Source organism: Spiroplasma endosymbiont of Thecophora atra (assembly GCF_964019735.1).
Classification (GTDB): Bacteria; Bacillota_I; Bacilli_A; order Mycoplasmatales; family VBWQ01; genus Spiroplasma_E; species Spiroplasma_E ixodetis_A.
On sequence record NZ_OZ026464.1, the window covers coordinates 1,043,651 to 1,060,701 of the forward strand.

Annotated in this window: 24 protein-coding genes; 21 read left to right on the top strand and 3 right to left on the bottom strand. The window is 22.7% G+C overall.

Annotated elements, in window-relative coordinates:
* Window positions 1-309 precede the first annotated feature (309 nt).
* From AACL05_RS05880 to AACL05_RS05945, 14 genes are all read left to right on the top strand, one after another.
* Window positions 310-639: an ATP-binding cassette domain-containing protein gene (locus tag AACL05_RS05880; protein ID WP_338960573.1), complete on the top strand. Its 330-nt coding sequence runs from the start codon at window positions 310-312 to the stop codon at window positions 637-639.
* Window positions 640-1,265: 626 nt separating this feature from the next.
* Window positions 1,266-1,544, top strand: coding sequence for a hypothetical protein (locus AACL05_RS05885; RefSeq protein WP_338960574.1), 279 nt, complete (start codon window positions 1,266-1,268; stop codon window positions 1,542-1,544).
* Between the two features lie 210 nt (window positions 1,545-1,754).
* Window positions 1,755-1,925, top strand: a complete 171-nt coding sequence (locus tag AACL05_RS05890) for a hypothetical protein (RefSeq protein ID WP_338960576.1) — start codon at window positions 1,755-1,757, stop codon at window positions 1,923-1,925.
* A complete protein-coding gene (locus AACL05_RS05895; RefSeq protein WP_338960578.1) occupies window positions 1,918-2,148 on the top strand; it encodes a hypothetical protein in 231 nt (76 codons plus the stop codon). The genes AACL05_RS05890 and AACL05_RS05895 overlap by 8 nt, the downstream gene beginning before the upstream one ends.
* A 2-nt stretch (window positions 2,149-2,150) precedes the next feature.
* Window positions 2,151-2,624 (top strand): hypothetical protein, encoded by a 474-nt coding sequence (locus AACL05_RS05900; RefSeq protein ID WP_338960581.1) that lies wholly within the window; start codon window positions 2,151-2,153, stop codon window positions 2,622-2,624.
* Entirely contained in the window at window positions 2,578-2,871 is a 294-nt protein-coding gene (locus AACL05_RS05905; RefSeq protein WP_338960583.1) for a hypothetical protein, read from the top strand. Before AACL05_RS05900 ends, AACL05_RS05905 begins: the two co-directional genes overlap by 47 nt.
* Before the next feature lie 3 nt (window positions 2,872-2,874).
* Window positions 2,875-3,036, top strand: a complete 162-nt coding sequence (locus AACL05_RS05910) for a hypothetical protein (protein ID WP_338960586.1) — start codon at window positions 2,875-2,877, stop codon at window positions 3,034-3,036.
* On the top strand, window positions 3,036-3,272 hold the full coding sequence (locus tag AACL05_RS05915) for a hypothetical protein (RefSeq protein ID WP_338960588.1): 237 nt from the start codon (window positions 3,036-3,038) through the stop codon (window positions 3,270-3,272). Before AACL05_RS05910 ends, AACL05_RS05915 begins: the two co-directional genes overlap by 1 nt.
* Before the next feature lie 11 nt (window positions 3,273-3,283).
* Window positions 3,284-3,466 (top strand): hypothetical protein, encoded by a 183-nt coding sequence (locus tag AACL05_RS05920; protein WP_338960591.1) that lies wholly within the window; start codon window positions 3,284-3,286, stop codon window positions 3,464-3,466.
* A 119-nt stretch (window positions 3,467-3,585) separates the two neighbouring features.
* Window positions 3,586-4,410, top strand: coding sequence for a hypothetical protein (locus AACL05_RS05925; protein ID WP_338960594.1), 825 nt, complete (start codon window positions 3,586-3,588; stop codon window positions 4,408-4,410).
* A 16-nt stretch (window positions 4,411-4,426) separates the two neighbouring features.
* Window positions 4,427-4,585: a hypothetical protein gene (locus AACL05_RS05930; RefSeq protein ID WP_338960597.1), complete on the top strand. Its 159-nt coding sequence runs from the start codon at window positions 4,427-4,429 to the stop codon at window positions 4,583-4,585.
* A gap of 33 nt (window positions 4,586-4,618) precedes the next feature.
* A complete protein-coding gene (locus AACL05_RS05935) occupies window positions 4,619-4,807 on the top strand; it encodes a hypothetical protein (protein ID WP_338960599.1) in 189 nt (62 codons plus the stop codon).
* A gap of 15 nt (window positions 4,808-4,822) precedes the next feature.
* Window positions 4,823-5,197, top strand: a complete 375-nt coding sequence (locus tag AACL05_RS05940; protein WP_338960602.1) for a hypothetical protein — start codon at window positions 4,823-4,825, stop codon at window positions 5,195-5,197.
* 18 nt (window positions 5,198-5,215) lie between these two features.
* Window positions 5,216-6,400 carry a hypothetical protein gene (locus AACL05_RS05945; RefSeq protein WP_338985867.1) on the top strand — a complete coding sequence of 395 codons (1,185 nt, stop codon included), beginning with the start codon at window positions 5,216-5,218 and terminating at the stop codon, window positions 6,398-6,400.
* A gap of 79 nt (window positions 6,401-6,479) precedes the next feature.
* Here AACL05_RS05945 and AACL05_RS05950 read toward each other — a convergent pair whose 3' ends face one another.
* Window positions 6,480-7,430, bottom strand: coding sequence for an IS30 family transposase (locus AACL05_RS05950; protein WP_338960236.1), 951 nt, complete (start codon window positions 7,428-7,430; stop codon window positions 6,480-6,482).
* 40 nt (window positions 7,431-7,470) lie between these two features.
* Between AACL05_RS05950 and AACL05_RS05955 the strand changes: the two genes are divergently transcribed.
* The 6 genes from AACL05_RS05955 to AACL05_RS05980 all read left to right on the top strand — a co-directional run bounded on the left by AACL05_RS05955 (window position 7,471) and on the right by AACL05_RS05980 (window position 14,659).
* Window positions 7,471-9,216: a hypothetical protein gene (locus AACL05_RS05955; RefSeq protein ID WP_338985868.1), complete on the top strand. Its 1,746-nt coding sequence runs from the start codon at window positions 7,471-7,473 to the stop codon at window positions 9,214-9,216.
* 3 nt (window positions 9,217-9,219) lie between these two features.
* A complete protein-coding gene (locus AACL05_RS05960; protein ID WP_338985869.1) occupies window positions 9,220-11,166 on the top strand; it encodes a hypothetical protein in 1,947 nt (648 codons plus the stop codon).
* A gap of 119 nt (window positions 11,167-11,285) precedes the next feature.
* Window positions 11,286-11,408 (top strand): hypothetical protein, encoded by a 123-nt coding sequence (locus AACL05_RS05965; protein WP_338960611.1) that lies wholly within the window; start codon window positions 11,286-11,288, stop codon window positions 11,406-11,408.
* 18 nt (window positions 11,409-11,426) lie between these two features.
* Entirely contained in the window at window positions 11,427-12,674 is a 1,248-nt protein-coding gene (locus AACL05_RS05970) for a hypothetical protein (protein ID WP_338960612.1), read from the top strand.
* Complete coding sequence (locus tag AACL05_RS05975) at window positions 12,619-13,122, top strand: hypothetical protein (RefSeq protein ID WP_338985871.1); 504 nt, start codon at window positions 12,619-12,621, stop codon at window positions 13,120-13,122. Before AACL05_RS05970 ends, AACL05_RS05975 begins: the two co-directional genes overlap by 56 nt.
* A 172-nt stretch (window positions 13,123-13,294) precedes the next feature.
* Window positions 13,295-14,659: a hypothetical protein gene (locus AACL05_RS05980; protein ID WP_338985873.1), complete on the top strand. Its 1,365-nt coding sequence runs from the start codon at window positions 13,295-13,297 to the stop codon at window positions 14,657-14,659.
* A gap of 121 nt (window positions 14,660-14,780) precedes the next feature.
* Here AACL05_RS05980 and AACL05_RS05985 read toward each other — a convergent pair whose 3' ends face one another.
* Window positions 14,781-14,990, bottom strand: a complete 210-nt coding sequence (locus AACL05_RS05985; RefSeq protein WP_338960617.1) for a hypothetical protein — start codon at window positions 14,988-14,990, stop codon at window positions 14,781-14,783.
* Between AACL05_RS05985 and AACL05_RS05990 the strand changes: the two genes are divergently transcribed.
* Window positions 14,989-15,114 (top strand): hypothetical protein, encoded by a 126-nt coding sequence (locus AACL05_RS05990; protein WP_338985875.1) that lies wholly within the window; start codon window positions 14,989-14,991, stop codon window positions 15,112-15,114. The two genes, AACL05_RS05985 and AACL05_RS05990, sit on opposite strands and share 2 nt — an antisense overlap.
* Before the next feature lie 212 nt (window positions 15,115-15,326).
* Here the strand turns inward: AACL05_RS05990 and AACL05_RS05995 are convergent, their stop codons facing one another.
* Window positions 15,327-17,033, bottom strand: coding sequence for a hypothetical protein (locus AACL05_RS05995; protein WP_338985877.1), 1,707 nt, complete (start codon window positions 17,031-17,033; stop codon window positions 15,327-15,329).
* Window positions 17,034-17,051: the final 18 nt, after the last annotated feature.

Here is a 17,051-nt window from a genome sequence, read left to right on the forward strand (position 1 = left end):
AAATAAAAAAACCACTTACTTTCAAAAATAAAGTAAATGGTTAAAAACTTATATTCTTTTAATATTATCGTAATAATACACTATTTTAAAATAGTGTTATAAATAATGCTATTAATTGAAATTTTTATAAAAAAGATAACTTTTAAAAACATATTTAAAAAGTATTAACAATATTACTTAACTAAAAATAAAAAATGATTTACTCATATTTTAATTGTTAACAGCAGCAAGATGATATATAATGATTTATTAGAACCAAATTTAGATAGTGAAAATAGTAGTTTAAATTGAAAAGAGAGCAAATAAAAAATGTTAGAAAAAGAAACCAAAACAAATTTAACAGAAACAACACATGAAAAAAGAATTAAAAATAGTGACTTTCTAATTAATGCTACTGACATTGTTAAAGTATACGGTGATAAAACGGTTTTAAATAAATTAAATATTCAAATTAAAGCTGGTGAGCGAATTGGAATCATTGTTGCAAATGGTAGTAGTAAGTCAACACTGACAGAAATTATTGCTGGTATTAGACATGCAACTTCAGGAGTTATTGAAAAAAAAGGGAGCGTGTCGAAGATGTCGATAACAACTCATTTTCCTGAAATAGCTCCTTTCTTTTTTAAACCCTTGAATTAAAAATAAATGACAAAAGACGAGAATAAAAATCTTGTCTTTTTTTTGTGTAATTGTAAAATTTTAAAATTTTTAATAACCGTCTTTAACGCTATTATCAACACGTGTTAGGGAACTAAAAAAGTGAACTACAACACAGTTGTTAAAAATAGTAGCTAGCATGTGGACTTGCATGGATAAATAAAAAGTGGAGTGATACCTAATAAAATATACTAACCAGAAATGGTAATTCTTGGGGTGGGAGCGAATTGGAAACTAGTATATATAGACCTGCTTAGGGAACCTACTATATTAATTCTATTCTTTATTTAACCAACCTTGCCACTCCCCAGTGAGCAAGTGTTGGTTTTATTTTTTATTTTTTTGAAAAAATTTTTGGGCGAGAAAATAAATTTCAAACTTATAAAAAAAATGAGCGGTGTCGGTTCAATTAAAATATTAATTTGTTTAACACAAATTAAATAAATATTGAATCGAATGCCTCAATGTTTTTTAAAATTTCACAATTTATTTTTGAGCCCAGAATTACTGGAATAAATAAAACGAATAGTAGTATTATTAATAATCTAAAAATCAAAATATATGTTCTTTATGCTAGAAGCAACAGAACATATTAGGAGAGGATTATTATGCAAATAGAATTTAAAAAAGAACAAATTGTTAAAGATAAACCACAATCTATTCTTATTGATTATGTTGAATATAAATTATCGCTTCCAAAATGAATGATTAAAAATAATTCTTTTATTGTTGATAACAGTTACACATATTGAGTTTTTAATTTAGAAAATATTAAAAGAGAATTAAGTGGTAATGAATTAATAAAATTATTAGAACCATATATTAAAGACCAAAAAAAACTGTTAATAAACCAATTGCTCCAAAAGAATATTATCTTAATGATATAAAACTTGAACCACTAATATTTTATGAACAGCATAATAGTTGATTTATAAGTGAAATAACAGATAACAAAACTAAAATTACTAATCCTTGTTTTAAATATAACATTACGTGAGAAGAAAACAGAAAAAGTTTTAAAATAAATAATCCATATAATAAAAATGATTTAGCAATTCATTATATAGTTACTTCTTATAAAGAAACTTCAACTCATAATGAAAAAGTATTTTTGTTGAACATGTAAACAAAATAAATTAGATTATTTATTCTTTAATACTAATGATATAAAAACAAGAAAATATTTTTTAAGAGATAAAAATAGTAAAGCAATTTGTTATGACTGTATTTTAAATATTAGGTTAAGTAGGAGGTATAAATATGAATAAAGACCAAGAAATTAATTCATTAAAATTAAAAATAGAACTACTTAAACAAAATAATGACATATTATATAACGGTTTATGAAAAAAAATTGATAACTTTATTGATAAAGCAAAGTTCATTACATATTTAGAAAATAAAATTGAAAATGATGGATATAGAAGTACAAATGTTGATGCAATATATCATTCGTTAATACAAAAAATCAATAATGGAGAATTTGATTAATAATGGAATATGACTTAATTATTGGAATTGACCCCGCTGGTATTGGTAATAATGGAATTGTTATATATTCAAATGAAACTAATAATATTGTTTTTAATGAAACACTTAATGTATTAAAAGTTTCATGAACTAAAAATATGTATAAAGAATATTTTCAATTAATTAAAAAACATTTTGATAATAAAAAAATATTAGTTATTGTAGAAAATTTCTTTTTAAGTTCAAAACAATTATTAACTAATCCATTAGCAACACCTAAAATTATTGGTGCATTAATGGTGTTAGTAGAAGATATTATGAATTGAGATTATTTAGAAAGTGAACCAAAAAATAAAAACAAAATAGAAAATTATAAAGGAAATATAAAATTAACAAAACATGAACAAGATGCTTATAAGCATATTCAATACTATTTAAGGAATTATAAAAATGAAAGAGAAAGCAAATTATGTCAAATTAACAGTAAAACTGAGTAACACTATTGAAGCAAAATATTACGAAAAAGGTAATAAAGAATTATATTATAGTGTTCGTGGTCAATGAAATGGTTTAAACTATGTTACTTTAATTTTTAATAACTCAAAATTTTATAAACGATGTATTTTATTAAACAAAAACGATGAAATTATAGTAACTGGTCAAATCTTTAATACTTTAAACATTCCTAAAAATCGTGCATTTTGTTCAATAAATGTTAAATGATTTAAAAAATGAAAAGAGTAAAAAATGATATTATGAAAAATTTTATTAATAGTACCAATATTAATAACAAGCATAACACTAATAATATTTTTAATATTTATTATTAAAGAATTAAAAAATGAATATAAAGTATTAAAAATATTAAATGAAATATCAAAAGAAATTAAACATAAGGAGAATAATTAATGATAATATTACCTACTTTGTTTGAAAATAAAGATGAAATTGAAATATTATCACCATTTCCAAAAGCAATTCATACAAATAATGATATTAGAGCAATTATTTTAAGACAATACCCAAATGTTAAATCAAAACACATAATTGTTTCTGACCCAGAAAGTAATGTTGCATTAATAGTTGGTGATAATGATGTTTATCAAGGTTGAATTAAGGTAACAATTAAAAAATTAGAAAATTAAAGGAAAATAAAATGATTAATGATTATGAATGACTATGATATTGTGATATTTATGGTTGTAAAAATAATAATAGTAAGCAAGAAATATATGTTTGTTCAATTAAAAAAGATAAAAAATTAGGATTATGTAAAACTCATTTAAATAATTACAAAAATATAACAATTGATTATGTTATTGAAATTAAAGGAGAATAAATAAATGCAGAAGGAAAAAATTAAAATTAGAAATTATGAATTTGAATTAAATTCTTATTTAGTAGATTCTTTATTAGATGTTATAAGAGAACTAATAAAAACAAATAAAGGAGAGTAAAATGCCAAACGAAAATACACAATCAAATTATACTTTAACTAAATTAATTAGAACTGGTATAAGTCCAATTTGTGCAATGATAGGAACAAGTGCTTATTATGGTCCAGTAATTGCAAATCCAGTATTAGGTTCAATTAATAGTTTATTATTTGGTAAAAAATTAGGTTTAGATATTTGAAATTTAAATCAAAGACCAAATACTAAAACTAAATTAATTAATAGTAGTAAAAAAATATTACTAGGTTTAGGAACAATTGGTTTAGCAAATTATAGTAAATGAACAGAAAATAATATTAATCCTATTATTCCAACAACACCAACTCCAATAACTACTACAACTACAACAGAAGGTCCTCCATGATTACTATTAAATAAACAAGAAAATCAGTCATTAATGGATTGAGATACATATATTAGTTTAAATGCTTATGGTATTTCAAATCTTATTAGTGGATTAACTGAATTAATACCTAATAAATTTGAAACAATAAGAAAGATTTGTAATATGGCTACTGATGGTTGTTTAATATCAAGTGGTGTTGCTATGGGTATTAATAATGATTTTAATAATGCTTATGCAGTTCCAACTATTGTTGCTGGTGCTTCTGAAATTATTCATAATTTATTACCTATGGAAACTACACATCATAATGAAGAAATGCAAGAAACATCATTTCATGATGAAACTGCAAGATTAATTAATGACAATAGATTTACTATTAATAGTGAAACAACTAGTCAATATGGTAGTGATAATATGAGCGAAGTACCATTAAATAATGATAATGCTTCATTAAATTGAGATTATAATCACATGAGTTTATAAAGGAGGTGAATAATTTATGAATAAAGAAAAAATAATTGAATATTATAATCAGGAAATAAAAAAATATAAAGAAAGAATAGAAGAATTCAATAAAGAAATATCTGTATTAGTAGAAATTATAAGTAATTCACAATCAATGATTGAAAGAATTAATGGTGGTCAATTTGATGAATAATTAAAAATAAACAATTGAAAGGAAAATATTCAGATGAAAGAATTTTTACATGAATTAATAATTATTGGAACAAGTGTTGGAACATTAATTTGCAGAGAAATTAATGTTTTATTAAAAAGATTTATCACAACTCCAAAACATGTTAGAGCAAATAACAAAATTATAAAACATCAAAAAAAATTAGCAAAATTAAATGAAAAAATTAATAAAGAAAATAAATAATAAAGGGTGATGTAAATGTTAGAAAATGAAGATAATGTTCAACAAACAACTGAACCTTTAACTGAAAATAATGCTCAACAAGAAATAGAAAATAAAGTTAATGAAGCAGAAAATAAGTTAAATAAACTTAATCAAGAAATTAAAGAAAAAGAAATAATTAATATATTTAAAAAATATCAAGTTAAAACTGAATTTTATGATTATTTAAAATTTAAAACTAATAATTTACAAAATTCAAAAATTGAAGAAACTATTAAAAAAATGATTAAAGAACAACCAGTATTTAAACAAACAATTAATACAGGTGGTAATAAACAAATAATTATTAATAATAAACCAAATGATAAAAAAATTTTTTTAATTAATTATAAAAAGAAAAATTATTTATAAACGAAAGGAAGAAATAAAATGTCAGTACCATTTAATCAAAATTTAGACAATACAGAGAGATTAGTAGAACCACCAGAATTTATAGAATTTTTTAAAATTTCAAATAGTCCATGGGCAAACTTTTTTCCTACTGAAATTGTTGATTCAGTAAATATTGAATTTATTGTTGAAAAACCAAAAAAACCAGAAGTTAAGATTATTGCTTGAGATGACAAAAGCAAAAGATATGAATTACCATATGTTGATACAGATAAAATTAGTAAAAAAATAACTAAAAAATATCTTGCAGGAAAAATTATTGCAGATGTAGATTTAAATGCAAATAATGCACAAAATTTATTAGATAGTATGCAATATGAAGTTGCAAATGATTTAGCAGATAAATTAGCAATTGATGATACACAAGCAATTGCAAAATCTGCTACTAAAATAGATATTGAAGATACAACGCCAATAGGATATTTAAAATCAATGTTATCTGCTTGAAATACTTTGTTTCAATTTAGAAACATTGCAAATAGTAAATTTTTTATTACTAATGGTCTTTATGATAGTTTAGTTTATTTAGCAGATAATAAAGGTTTAATCACCGATAATCAGTTAGCGCAACAATTACGTTTAAATGGAAATAATTTATATGTAAAAGGTGTATTATGTGAAATCGTTCTTGATGACTATATGATTTTTACTAATGATAAAAATGAACAACAACTAATGACTTTTGTTTTAGCAACACCAAGAGCAATGAAAAGATACATGTTAGAAAGAACAATTATTTATGTAGACTTTATTAAAGATGATAAAGCAGGAAGAGCATATAAAGTTGCTGGTGAAGTTGTTGGAGAATCAATACCTTATATTTCCAATAATGAAACAACATCAAGATGAATGTTATGCGGAATTATTAAAACAGAGAAAACTCATTTAAAAACTAAAATTACAAGTTTAACAACTGATATTACTGCAAATGTTAATAACAATAATAGTGAATTAAATACACAAATAAAAAGTACTAATGAACTTAAATCATTAAATCCTAATTTAACAAATCCAACTATTAAATATTTTAGTGATGCACAAGGAAAAACTAATGTAAGTAATCAAAAACAAAAAGCAGGTGACTTATATATAACCATTACTGCTAATGTTAATGACTTAAATTATAAAGGAACAACAAATCCAATTAAAATAACTCTTAAATAAAGGAAATTAATATTATGCCAATCGGTACAACTAGTACAGCAATACTTTTAAACATGCTAAATTGTAAAGGTAAGTGCAACTAAATTATTTTTCTATCCAAATATTCGATTGGTGAAAGATAATTTAGTATTTTTCTTGGTCTTTGGTTTAAAGACAATATAAATTTATGAACTTCATTTTTATTAGTTTTTGAAAAAATAAATTTTTTAGGAAATTTTTCTCTAATTAAACCATTAGTATTTTCATTAGTACCTCTTTGTCAAGGTGAATATGGATTGGCAAAATAAATTTTTATATCTAAATTTTTTTCAAGTTGTTGTCAATTTGAAAATTCTTTGCCACGATCAAAAGTAATAGTTTTAACAATGTTTTTAGGAAGAATTGATAAATAATAACTAACATTTTTATTAATAACTTTAGTAGTTCTGTTTTTAACTAATATTGCTAAAGTAAATCGTGATACTCTTTCAACTAAAGTTATTAAACATGATTTGCTTTTACCTCGTGATGATACTATAGTATCTCCTTCTCAATGACCAAGTGTTATACGATCATTAACATTTATATCTCGTTCTTTAATTGATTTACCATTAAACTTGCCACGATTTTCTTTAGATTTTCGTTTTTTACCTTTTCTTCTTAAATTTTTACTAGTAACTTTATCAAGCATTCCAAAATAAATTCAAGTATAAATTGTTTTAAAACTAATAACTCACTCTTTATGAAAATTTTTAATTCTGCCATAAATTTGTTCAGGTGATCAACCTAATAGTAATTTTTGTTGTACATATTTTACTAAATTCTTATTTTTAAACTTATGAAAACTAATATGTGATTGTTTTCGATTTTCAGCTTTATTTTGTGCAATTAATGAAAAATAATGATTATTATCTTTATTTCTATTAATTTCTCGAATAATAGTACTAATACTTCGATTAAGATTTTTAGCTATTTCACTAATTTTAAATTTAAATTTCAATTGATTCTCAATATAAATCCTTTCATCTATGCCAAGATGTTTATAACTCATATAAAAACTCCTTACTTTTTTCTAAACTAAATTTAGCATTATGAAATTTTTATATGAGAATTTTTTGCAATTTTATTTACTTGCACTTACAAGTATAACTCAGCACATAAATAAACCAAAACATACTAGAACAAGTAACCAACAAGAAAACAAAAGTTTTTGATGAGAAATTTTAGAAATGATTGGTGTACAAGTTATAGCAGTAGCACTTGCTCCTTTTACTGGTGGATTAAGTGAAAGTGTAGCCCTTGGATTAGGTGCAAGTGATTTAATTGCTAGTATTAGTGCTGTTGGTGTAGAATTTTTAACTGATTTTACTATTAATCAAGTTTATGATTATTTAAAAGGAAATGTAACACCATTAAATACTTTTTTTAATATATTACCAGCATTTGCTGGACTTAATAAAATTAGTCGTGGTTATCGTACGACTAATTTTATTAAGTTAGCACAAAAAAATAAAACATTAGAACAAGTTGGTATTAAAGAAGCAAAAAACTTACAAGAAATTATTAGTCAAGTAAGTGGAAAAGAAATTTTAACAGATAAAATTATTGGTAATAAACGTTATTTAATTAATTATAGTTTTACTCCTAATCGTGAAACAGTATTACGAGATTTAGGATATTTTGCTGAAAGACAATATAAGAATAATTTTCAAAAACTAGAAACAGAAAAATTAATGGAACACTTATTATTACAAAATACATTAATAAAATTAAGTCCACAATTAACTCCTAAATTTAAAATTAAAGATATTGAAAAAGCAAATAACTTTTTAAAAAAATTTAATACTGATTTAAAAGAAGTATTAAAAATGAATCAACATGATTGATTAAATTTAGTTCATACAATACATACAGAAAATAGATATGGAAAAACTTTAATTTTAGATTTACAAAAAATTCGTGCTAATGCTATTAAATTTAATTTTAAAAATAATGTTATTCATCAACTTGTTTTAAAAGCAAATCAAACTTTTAAATATTTTGATATTAGATTTTATTTAAAAAAAGGTTTAAATAAATTTTGAAAAGATACACCATATTTTGAAAAAATAAGAGAAAGTATATATAAATTACAAGAAAAATTTGAAAAGTTAGAAAAACAAGCATTTGAAAAAATTAATAAATTAAAAGAAAAAGCAACTGATTTATTTACTAGTACAGAAAAAAGAGCAATTAAACATGCACAATTAATTCCATTAAATTCACCAGTATTTATGGGTTGTAAAATTCAACCTTTGTCATTAGATAAATGTGCAATTACTATTTATCATCGTAATCCTAAATATAAACCAATTACAGTTGTTGATAGTATTCTTAAAGCAAAAACTTTTGTTACTCAAATACATCCATTTCATTGATATCGTTGATATAGTGGTTGATACATTGGTTATGGTGTTAATCATAATAAATGATTAAAAGCAATAGCATTTGCTCCACCAGTGGTACAACAAGTAATTAGAGATAGTTTTAAAGTATATAGAGAAATATTTAGAACTATTAGAACTTATCATAAAGTAGTTAATGTTATTAATAATCCTATTGAAAATATTAATAAATCATTTAAAAATGTTGGTTTAAAGTTATCAGTTAATACTTTATTTGGTACTGGATTATTACATCATTTAGAAAAATTTGCATATAGTCAAGTTATAGCAAAAAGTAAGAAAAAATTAAAAAAAAGCAAAAATAAAATACAAAAAGAAATTGAGCATATAACACATAAAAAAACAAAAAAACATACTCATCATTATAAACAAGCATTTTTTAAGGAATGATAAATTATGATTAATAAACTTTGAACTGGTGTCAGTCTTGAAAATTATAATAACTGATATCCATTAACTGGAAAAATTACAGAAACGCCACAGCAATATATACAAACATGACCAATTGTTAATGATTGATTTAAAACTTTTGCTATTCGTGCTCAAAATGATATTAATGCTTATCTTGGTTTTATTTTATCTAAATTTCCTTTTGATAGTTTCAAAGATGAATTAATTAAAGAAACATTAAGAGATATGGTATATGTAACCACTGAACATTGAGTTTTCAATCGTACACCAATTGAATTTAATGTTGATGCTACTATTCAATTTAATAATGGTAGTCAATTTAGTGCAAGTAGTCTTCCAACAATTAATGTATGAGATTTAGCACCTAGTAGAATGAAAATATTAGCAAGACTAACAGAATTAAAACAAATATTATCAAGTTATAATGATGATGAAATAGATATTGAAAAAATTGACTTAAAATCATTTTATACTAGAAATCAAGTTGATGAATTAATTGAACAACAAAAAGAATTTACATTATCAAAACAAATTAAATTATATGATGATTTAGTTGATGATAATGAAAATGAAATATATAGAGGTCCTGTTAGTAAATTTATTAATAAAGGTTATGTTGCAACTGATTATGATAAAGAAACTGAAACAATGATTTTAGATTGACCTGATGAAATTGGTACATTACCACCAGAAGCATTACAAAATAATCCACAAATTGGTGATTATACACATGCACCAACTTGTGATTTTTCTGCTAAACAACAAAAACGAATTACTACTAATGAAAATGAAATTACCAAATTAAATACTGAATTAATTAAAGCAAATAAAAATATTAATGATGTTAAAAATAATTGATTTAATATTGAAACTAGTCCTTTATGAAAAAAAGTTGAAAATAATAATATAGAAATATTTAAATGATATTTTATTAAAATCAGTTATCAATATTCAACAGAAAATAACTTTATGAAATTTTATAAAGTAATTAAAATTTATTTAAATAATGTTTTTAATGAATTTGAATTGCTAAATGTTGATTCCATGACGTATAGTGAACAAATCCAAAATAAAAGAATTTTAAATACCGGAACGATTTACTATAACAATAAAAAGAAAGAATTTAGTGGTGGCGGTAATTCTTATCCTGAACGTGGAAAAATTAATTTAATTGGTGATATAGAAGAAATATATCAATATCAAGGAATAGATACACCAACTGAATTTATAGCAGAAGAAAATACTGAACGTGATTATTATACAAAACCAGAAACTAATAATTTATTAGATAAAAAACAAGATAAATTAACTGCTGGTACTAATATAACTATTGATCAAAATAATAAAATTAGTGCTAGTGGTGGTAAAACTGATTTATCTGATTATTATAAAAAAGAAGAAATAGATAAAAAATTAGAAGATAAAATGGATAAAGACCATTTTAAATATGCTTTTTCTATTAATACTATTGGTACTGAAATTCCTAATTTAGAAACTACTGATAAAACTATTGCCGGTGCTATTAATGAATTAAAAGAAAAAATAAAAGATAAAAAATTTTCAAATGATTATTTTAAATATAATACTGAAACAAATGAAATTGCATTAAATGATGAAGAAAATTCATTACTTTGTAGGGATTTATTAGAAAATAATGAATATAAATTATTAAAAACTCAAAATAAAAAATTATTACAAGCAATTAATGAAATATTAGAAAAACAACCACAACCAAGTCCAAGTGGTTCAAATTGAAAAGAAGTAGGAACAAGAGAAAAAAATAAATGAGATAATTGACAAATTACTTATGATTTTCAAGAGAATAAACATTATAGAGTTTATTATTCTTGAAGTATATATAATCCAGTTTATACTATTCAAGAATTTATTATAACTGATAAAAATTGCTGGTGTACAAATACAAACCTTTAATGATAGTGTTAATATAGTAATTTTATCAGTTCAACATGCAAAATTGATTACTATTTATACTGGAAAAGGTAATTTAAAAGGTAATGTATGAAAATTAGAAGAATTACAGGAATAAAATTATGTTTTTTAAAATTATAAAAATTATTTTAAGTTTAATTGGAGTTTTATTATCTTCTGCTGTTGCTGGTTTAATTATATTTATTATTGTAAAAATTGTATTAAAAATTAATCAAATATTTTAAAAAAAGGTGGTGAATATTATGTTAGGTAGATTTTTTAGAAAAGATAAAAGCAATATTAATGATAATCAAAATGAAAAATTAAAATTTTTAAGTAATAAAAATAAAAGTACACATGCTTCAATTTTAAGTTATTTTGGTTTTAATGATTTTAATCATGAAACTTATTTCACTGATTTTGTAGCAGAAAATAATGCTAATTTATATAATGCTCCATTAGATATTAATAATGAAACTATTAAAAAATACTTAATTCAGCAAGAATTTTATAGAAAAAATTGAAATTCTATTTTTAAATTAAGCAAATTAGGAATTGGTGGTTATTTAATTTTTATTGCTAATGATGATTTATATTTTCAAGTAGTAGATATCCAACAAAGAGTTTATGATATTACTGGTAAATTAATTCAATGTACTATTTTTTATGATAGTTATCAACAAAATGCACAAACTGTAAGATTATTTGAAATTTATACATTAAATAATGAACAAGTAACTATTAATCGTGCAATTTATAGTATTAGTGATAATAAAAAACAATTTCCCTTAAATTTTAAATCATTTATTAATAATCCTAATTTAGAACAAGAACAAATATTAAATATTAACTATATACCAATAGCAATTATGAGAAATAAAGCAAATGAATTAGCAGATTGTAATAAAGTAATGGATAAAATTAAAGCATTAGATGTTATTTATGAACAAATTGTTTTAGATACCATTTTAAATTCACCTAAATTTATTTTTAATCAAACTTATGGTAATGTTCAATCAACATTAGAACAAGCATTAAGAGAATTAGTTACTAAAAATTATTTATTTAAAAGTGGCGGAGATAATAACGAAAAAAATGAAAATATTAATATGACAAGTAGTAATTTTAAAGGTAAAAATTTAACTGATATATATGATTGAAATGTTAATGAAATATTTAAACGTTGTGGTATTCATATACCAAGTCAAAAAAAATCTGCACAACAATCAGTTCCAGAAAGTACAGCAGTAAATATTTCAACTATTAATTACATTGAACAAAAATTATGACAATTTAATATTGATATCCTTAAATTTATTCAAATATTAGTACGTATGGATAAAGATTTATTAACTAGTAAAACATTTAATATTAATGATGAACAAGAAATTAATAACTTAACAGTTAAATTAAAATTATTTAATCCTGAAAATAACCAATTAATAGGAGAGAACAATGGAAAACAACAACAAACCACAAACGAAGTTTCCACAGAAACAGAAGCAAATTAAACTTAATCAAGCAGAAGTAGAAAATGATTATTTAATTGATAATATTCCTTATGAATTTACTAATCTTATGAATAGCAAAGGTGACCCTGAGCTTAAAAGAGCATATGATGAATTTAAACTAAGAACTTTATATATTTATGAAATTGAAAGTTTATTTAAAAATAATGAAAATAATAGTTTAAGATTTTCAGCAAATACTATTAAAGTTGGTTTTATTGATATTGATAAAGTATTAAAAACTACTGCTGCTGAAACATCAGATTTTACTATGCAATTAAATCAAAGAGCAAGCACTAATATTAATGATAATACAATTGAATATAGTATGACCGATATTAAAAATTTAATATTCCAAGAAAAAAATTTATTAAATCAATTTAAGTTATATGCAGTTAGTATAAATGAACCATTAACTGAAAATAATATTGATAATTTAGCATATCATTAATAATTATTCACAACCTTATCAAAATCCAAAAACAAGAAGTACTAAAAGCATAACTATTATTAAAATTAAAGATTTTAAAACAAGAGATGGTTATCCAATTATTATTAAATTACAAAAACCATTAGATAAAGATATAAAAGTAACTGGTCTAAAAATTAAAGCCCCTAGAAGCATGATTTTTGGCAATATAAAGGTACTTGGTGAAGTTGATAATATGGAAGTATACCCAAAGTTATTTGTTAAAGATAAGATAGCATTTCCACTATTATCAATACCTATTGAAACTCAACCAAAAGTTAGAATATTACAACAATGATTTAGTGAACAAATACTACCTTGAAATTTAGCAAAACAATTTATAGAACAAGAAAAATCAGTTTTAGATTTAATTGCTATTGGTGGGGGTAAAGAAACAAGAAAAGAAATAATTAAAAACGCAAGAGTTACACATGCTTGATTAGGATATTTTTTAAGTTCTTATTCTTTTGGAGAATGACCATTAAAAGAAAAGAAAGAACTTAAAGATAAAGAAGTATGAAAAATTCAGAGTGGTCCAATTGGTAAAGAATATACAAGTATTGCTACATATGATAAATTTGATGATATTGAAGTTGAAATAAGTGACAAACCACCAATTGATAGTTTACAGAAACTATTATTAGATATGTTAAGTTATACATATAACTACAATAGAAATTTTGAAGGTGCAGATTATGATGAAAAAGGTAAACCAAAAAATAAAATTGCAGAATTACGTGATACATTTTCAGGACAAAAACCAGATGAAATAATTACTAATTTATTTAAACAATGAGAATTTGAATATCCAAATTATATTAACTTAGAGCAAGTGAAAATATTTAAACAAATATTTATTATGTTATCAAAAAATATTTATTCATCATTATCAATTAATAAAGGTTTAAATGATGATAATAAGATTTTATTACCTTATTATTTTGAATTAAAATCAAGTCCAATAAAACCAAATGATAAAGAAATATGAAAATTCAAAGACATAAAAGTTATATTAAAATCTGTATATTTTGATTTTACAGATACCAATAATATTAAATTAAAAAATAATGATATCAGTCAAAATGAATTATTCAAACTAGATGATAACCAATTTAATTGATTATCTATTACAAATGAATTAGAAAGTAACAATATACCATCATTAATTCCAGCTGATTGAACATTAGGTAATGGTGAATATGGAAAATACTTTACAAAAGCAATTATTAGTAATAATAAAATTGAAAATGCATTAAATTTATATGGTTCAAATAAATCTCAATTATTTTCTAAATTAGAATTTTATAAAGAAATATCACAAATTGATAATAATAGTGAATTTGAATTACAAATTGAAAATCCGATTAATAACTTAAATCGGATTGAAATTAGTGGCATATTTGGTGCTGGAAATTATGATTTAATTTTAATAACCAATAAACAAGAAATAAATTTAAAAAATATTAATTTATTTGATAAATATAGTGAAAATATTTCATATATAAATATTCAAATTTAATTATCAAAATATCCATCAGGATAAATGCCATCTCATTTTATATCATTTTTATAATCTGGTTTAATTCCAAAATATAAATCTATTTTATTCTCATCATGTAAATTTTTAGTTTCTCATATAGTTATGCCACCCCCCAGTACGCTGTATAATCATGACCTAAATAAAAACTTAATTTTTGTCTTCCATCTTTACATGCAAGTCCTAATGCTGTTGCTGAAATAATAAATAATATTGTCATAAATGAAAATAATCCAATAAATATATTTCTTTGTGTTTTTCTTTGTTTTGCTATATTTTTAGCATAATGTAATTCTGTATTTTGTTCACTCATGTTTAATTACTCCTTATCTTATTTTTTTATTCCGCCATGGCATGAACATGCACCTTTACCATGAATATTAGTTCAAGTACCATCATTACATTGAATAGTATGTCCTGTTAATGAACATCGATAAGTGCTTATAGAAAATGATGGTATTGATGCAAGATATAAAATCGTTGTCATAATTTTTTTCATATCAAATTACTCCTTTTTTCCTTGATTTTACTTATAAATTGTACTATTTTTGATTATTTTTACAAGAATGCTTTTAAATGGAAAATAACGCCTAAATACAAGGCGTTTATTTTGTGTGACCTATAATATTAATTATAGGTCACTTGTTTATTATATTGCAAATGTGAAGATACTTTTTTTCACAGTAGCATTATTTTTACCCCTAATTACATTTTTGTATGGATAAAGTGCATAAAACAAAGCATCATATGGGTCTTGATACATATTTTTGTCAGGAATGTTAGTTTTTGCTTCATCATAACGTAATTCTTCTAAACATTGAGTTGTTTTTGGTAAATCATCTTTATTTGCATAAAAATTTCCATAACTCATAATATTTCTCATTCAAATTACTCTATTAGTTAATCCGGCTTCTTGATTTAAATTTGAAGCATGTTTAATAGCAGTTTGTGTTATTAAAATAGTATTATGTTCATCTATTAATTTTTGATTTAATCAATCCATGGCAGTTCTTGCTTTATCATCATAAAAATAAATTGCTTGTTCAAAATTCTCAAAATTATCCATTAATCCTAAAATTTCATTAACATAAGCATTAATTTTTTCATTTTCATTTATAAAATCATTTGGAGTAACTACTAATTCACAAATAATATATGCATCATAATAACCAGTATTATTATATTCTTTAAAACCAACTACCATAAATACAGTATGGTCTTTTGGTCCCGTAGCTCAATCAATACCAACACTATAAAAATCAAATTTATACATATCTTTTTCTTGATTATAAAATTGTTTTAAATCATATGATTGTCAATATTTTACTGTTTTTTGAAATGGAAAAATTGTTGCATCACTATCTAAAAATTCAAAACCATAAAAAACAGTATTAAATTCATCAGGATTACTTTTTTTCATTTCTAATAATGTTCTTTTTTGAATATCTGGTAATTTATTTCAAAATGGTTGAATAGTAAATCTTAAAACAAATAAACCTAAACCACTAAACATATCTTGATTTTCATAATAAATTTTGCCAACTTTTTTAAGATTTTCCATCACTTTATCATTTAATGGTAAAAATGGCGTACAGTATTTTAAATAAAATGGATGGTATTTATCATAAGGATTACATGTAAAAGTAATAAAGAAACTTTTATAAAAATAACGAGTAATCAATTTTCCAAAAGTAGGACTATATATATTTTTATCAATAAACGTTCAACTTCATTCTTTAATAGGTTCTTTTGATACTTTAATACGATTACTTCTAAACATAGAGTTTTGTAAACGTTCATATCGATATGTTAATTGTTTTTCTGTTAATGTTTCTTTTTCTTCTGCCATTATTATTTCATCTGTTCTTGAACCTAAAAAACTTGACCCACCTGCTTCTTTTCCAAAAATCTTATTACCATTAGCATAACCAATAAAATCAATTTGTTGATTATTAGGAAAGATAATACACCCAGCGTCCTTAGTAATTTTTCATTTAATACCATGGGGATTATTAGGTAATAAATTAATATCATATTTATCTAATAATACTTGAGAAACATTCATTAAAGCACCAATTGTAGTTTCACTATGAGTATTTTCATATCTTCTTACTTCTTGAACACTACTATCACTAAAATTACAACATATAAATAAATCAAATGCTAAACAGTTTCAAGTTTTTCTTGTTCCACGTGCTGTTGGAACAAAACGATAAAAACAATTAGTAGTAAAATATTCGGCTCATTCATCACCAATAAATTTTTTAAAAATATCTCAACTAAAACCATAATTATTATCACTAAAATTAAGATTATATTTTTTATTCAGTTGTGCATAACTACTAATAAAAGCCATATTTTACTCCTTATTAAC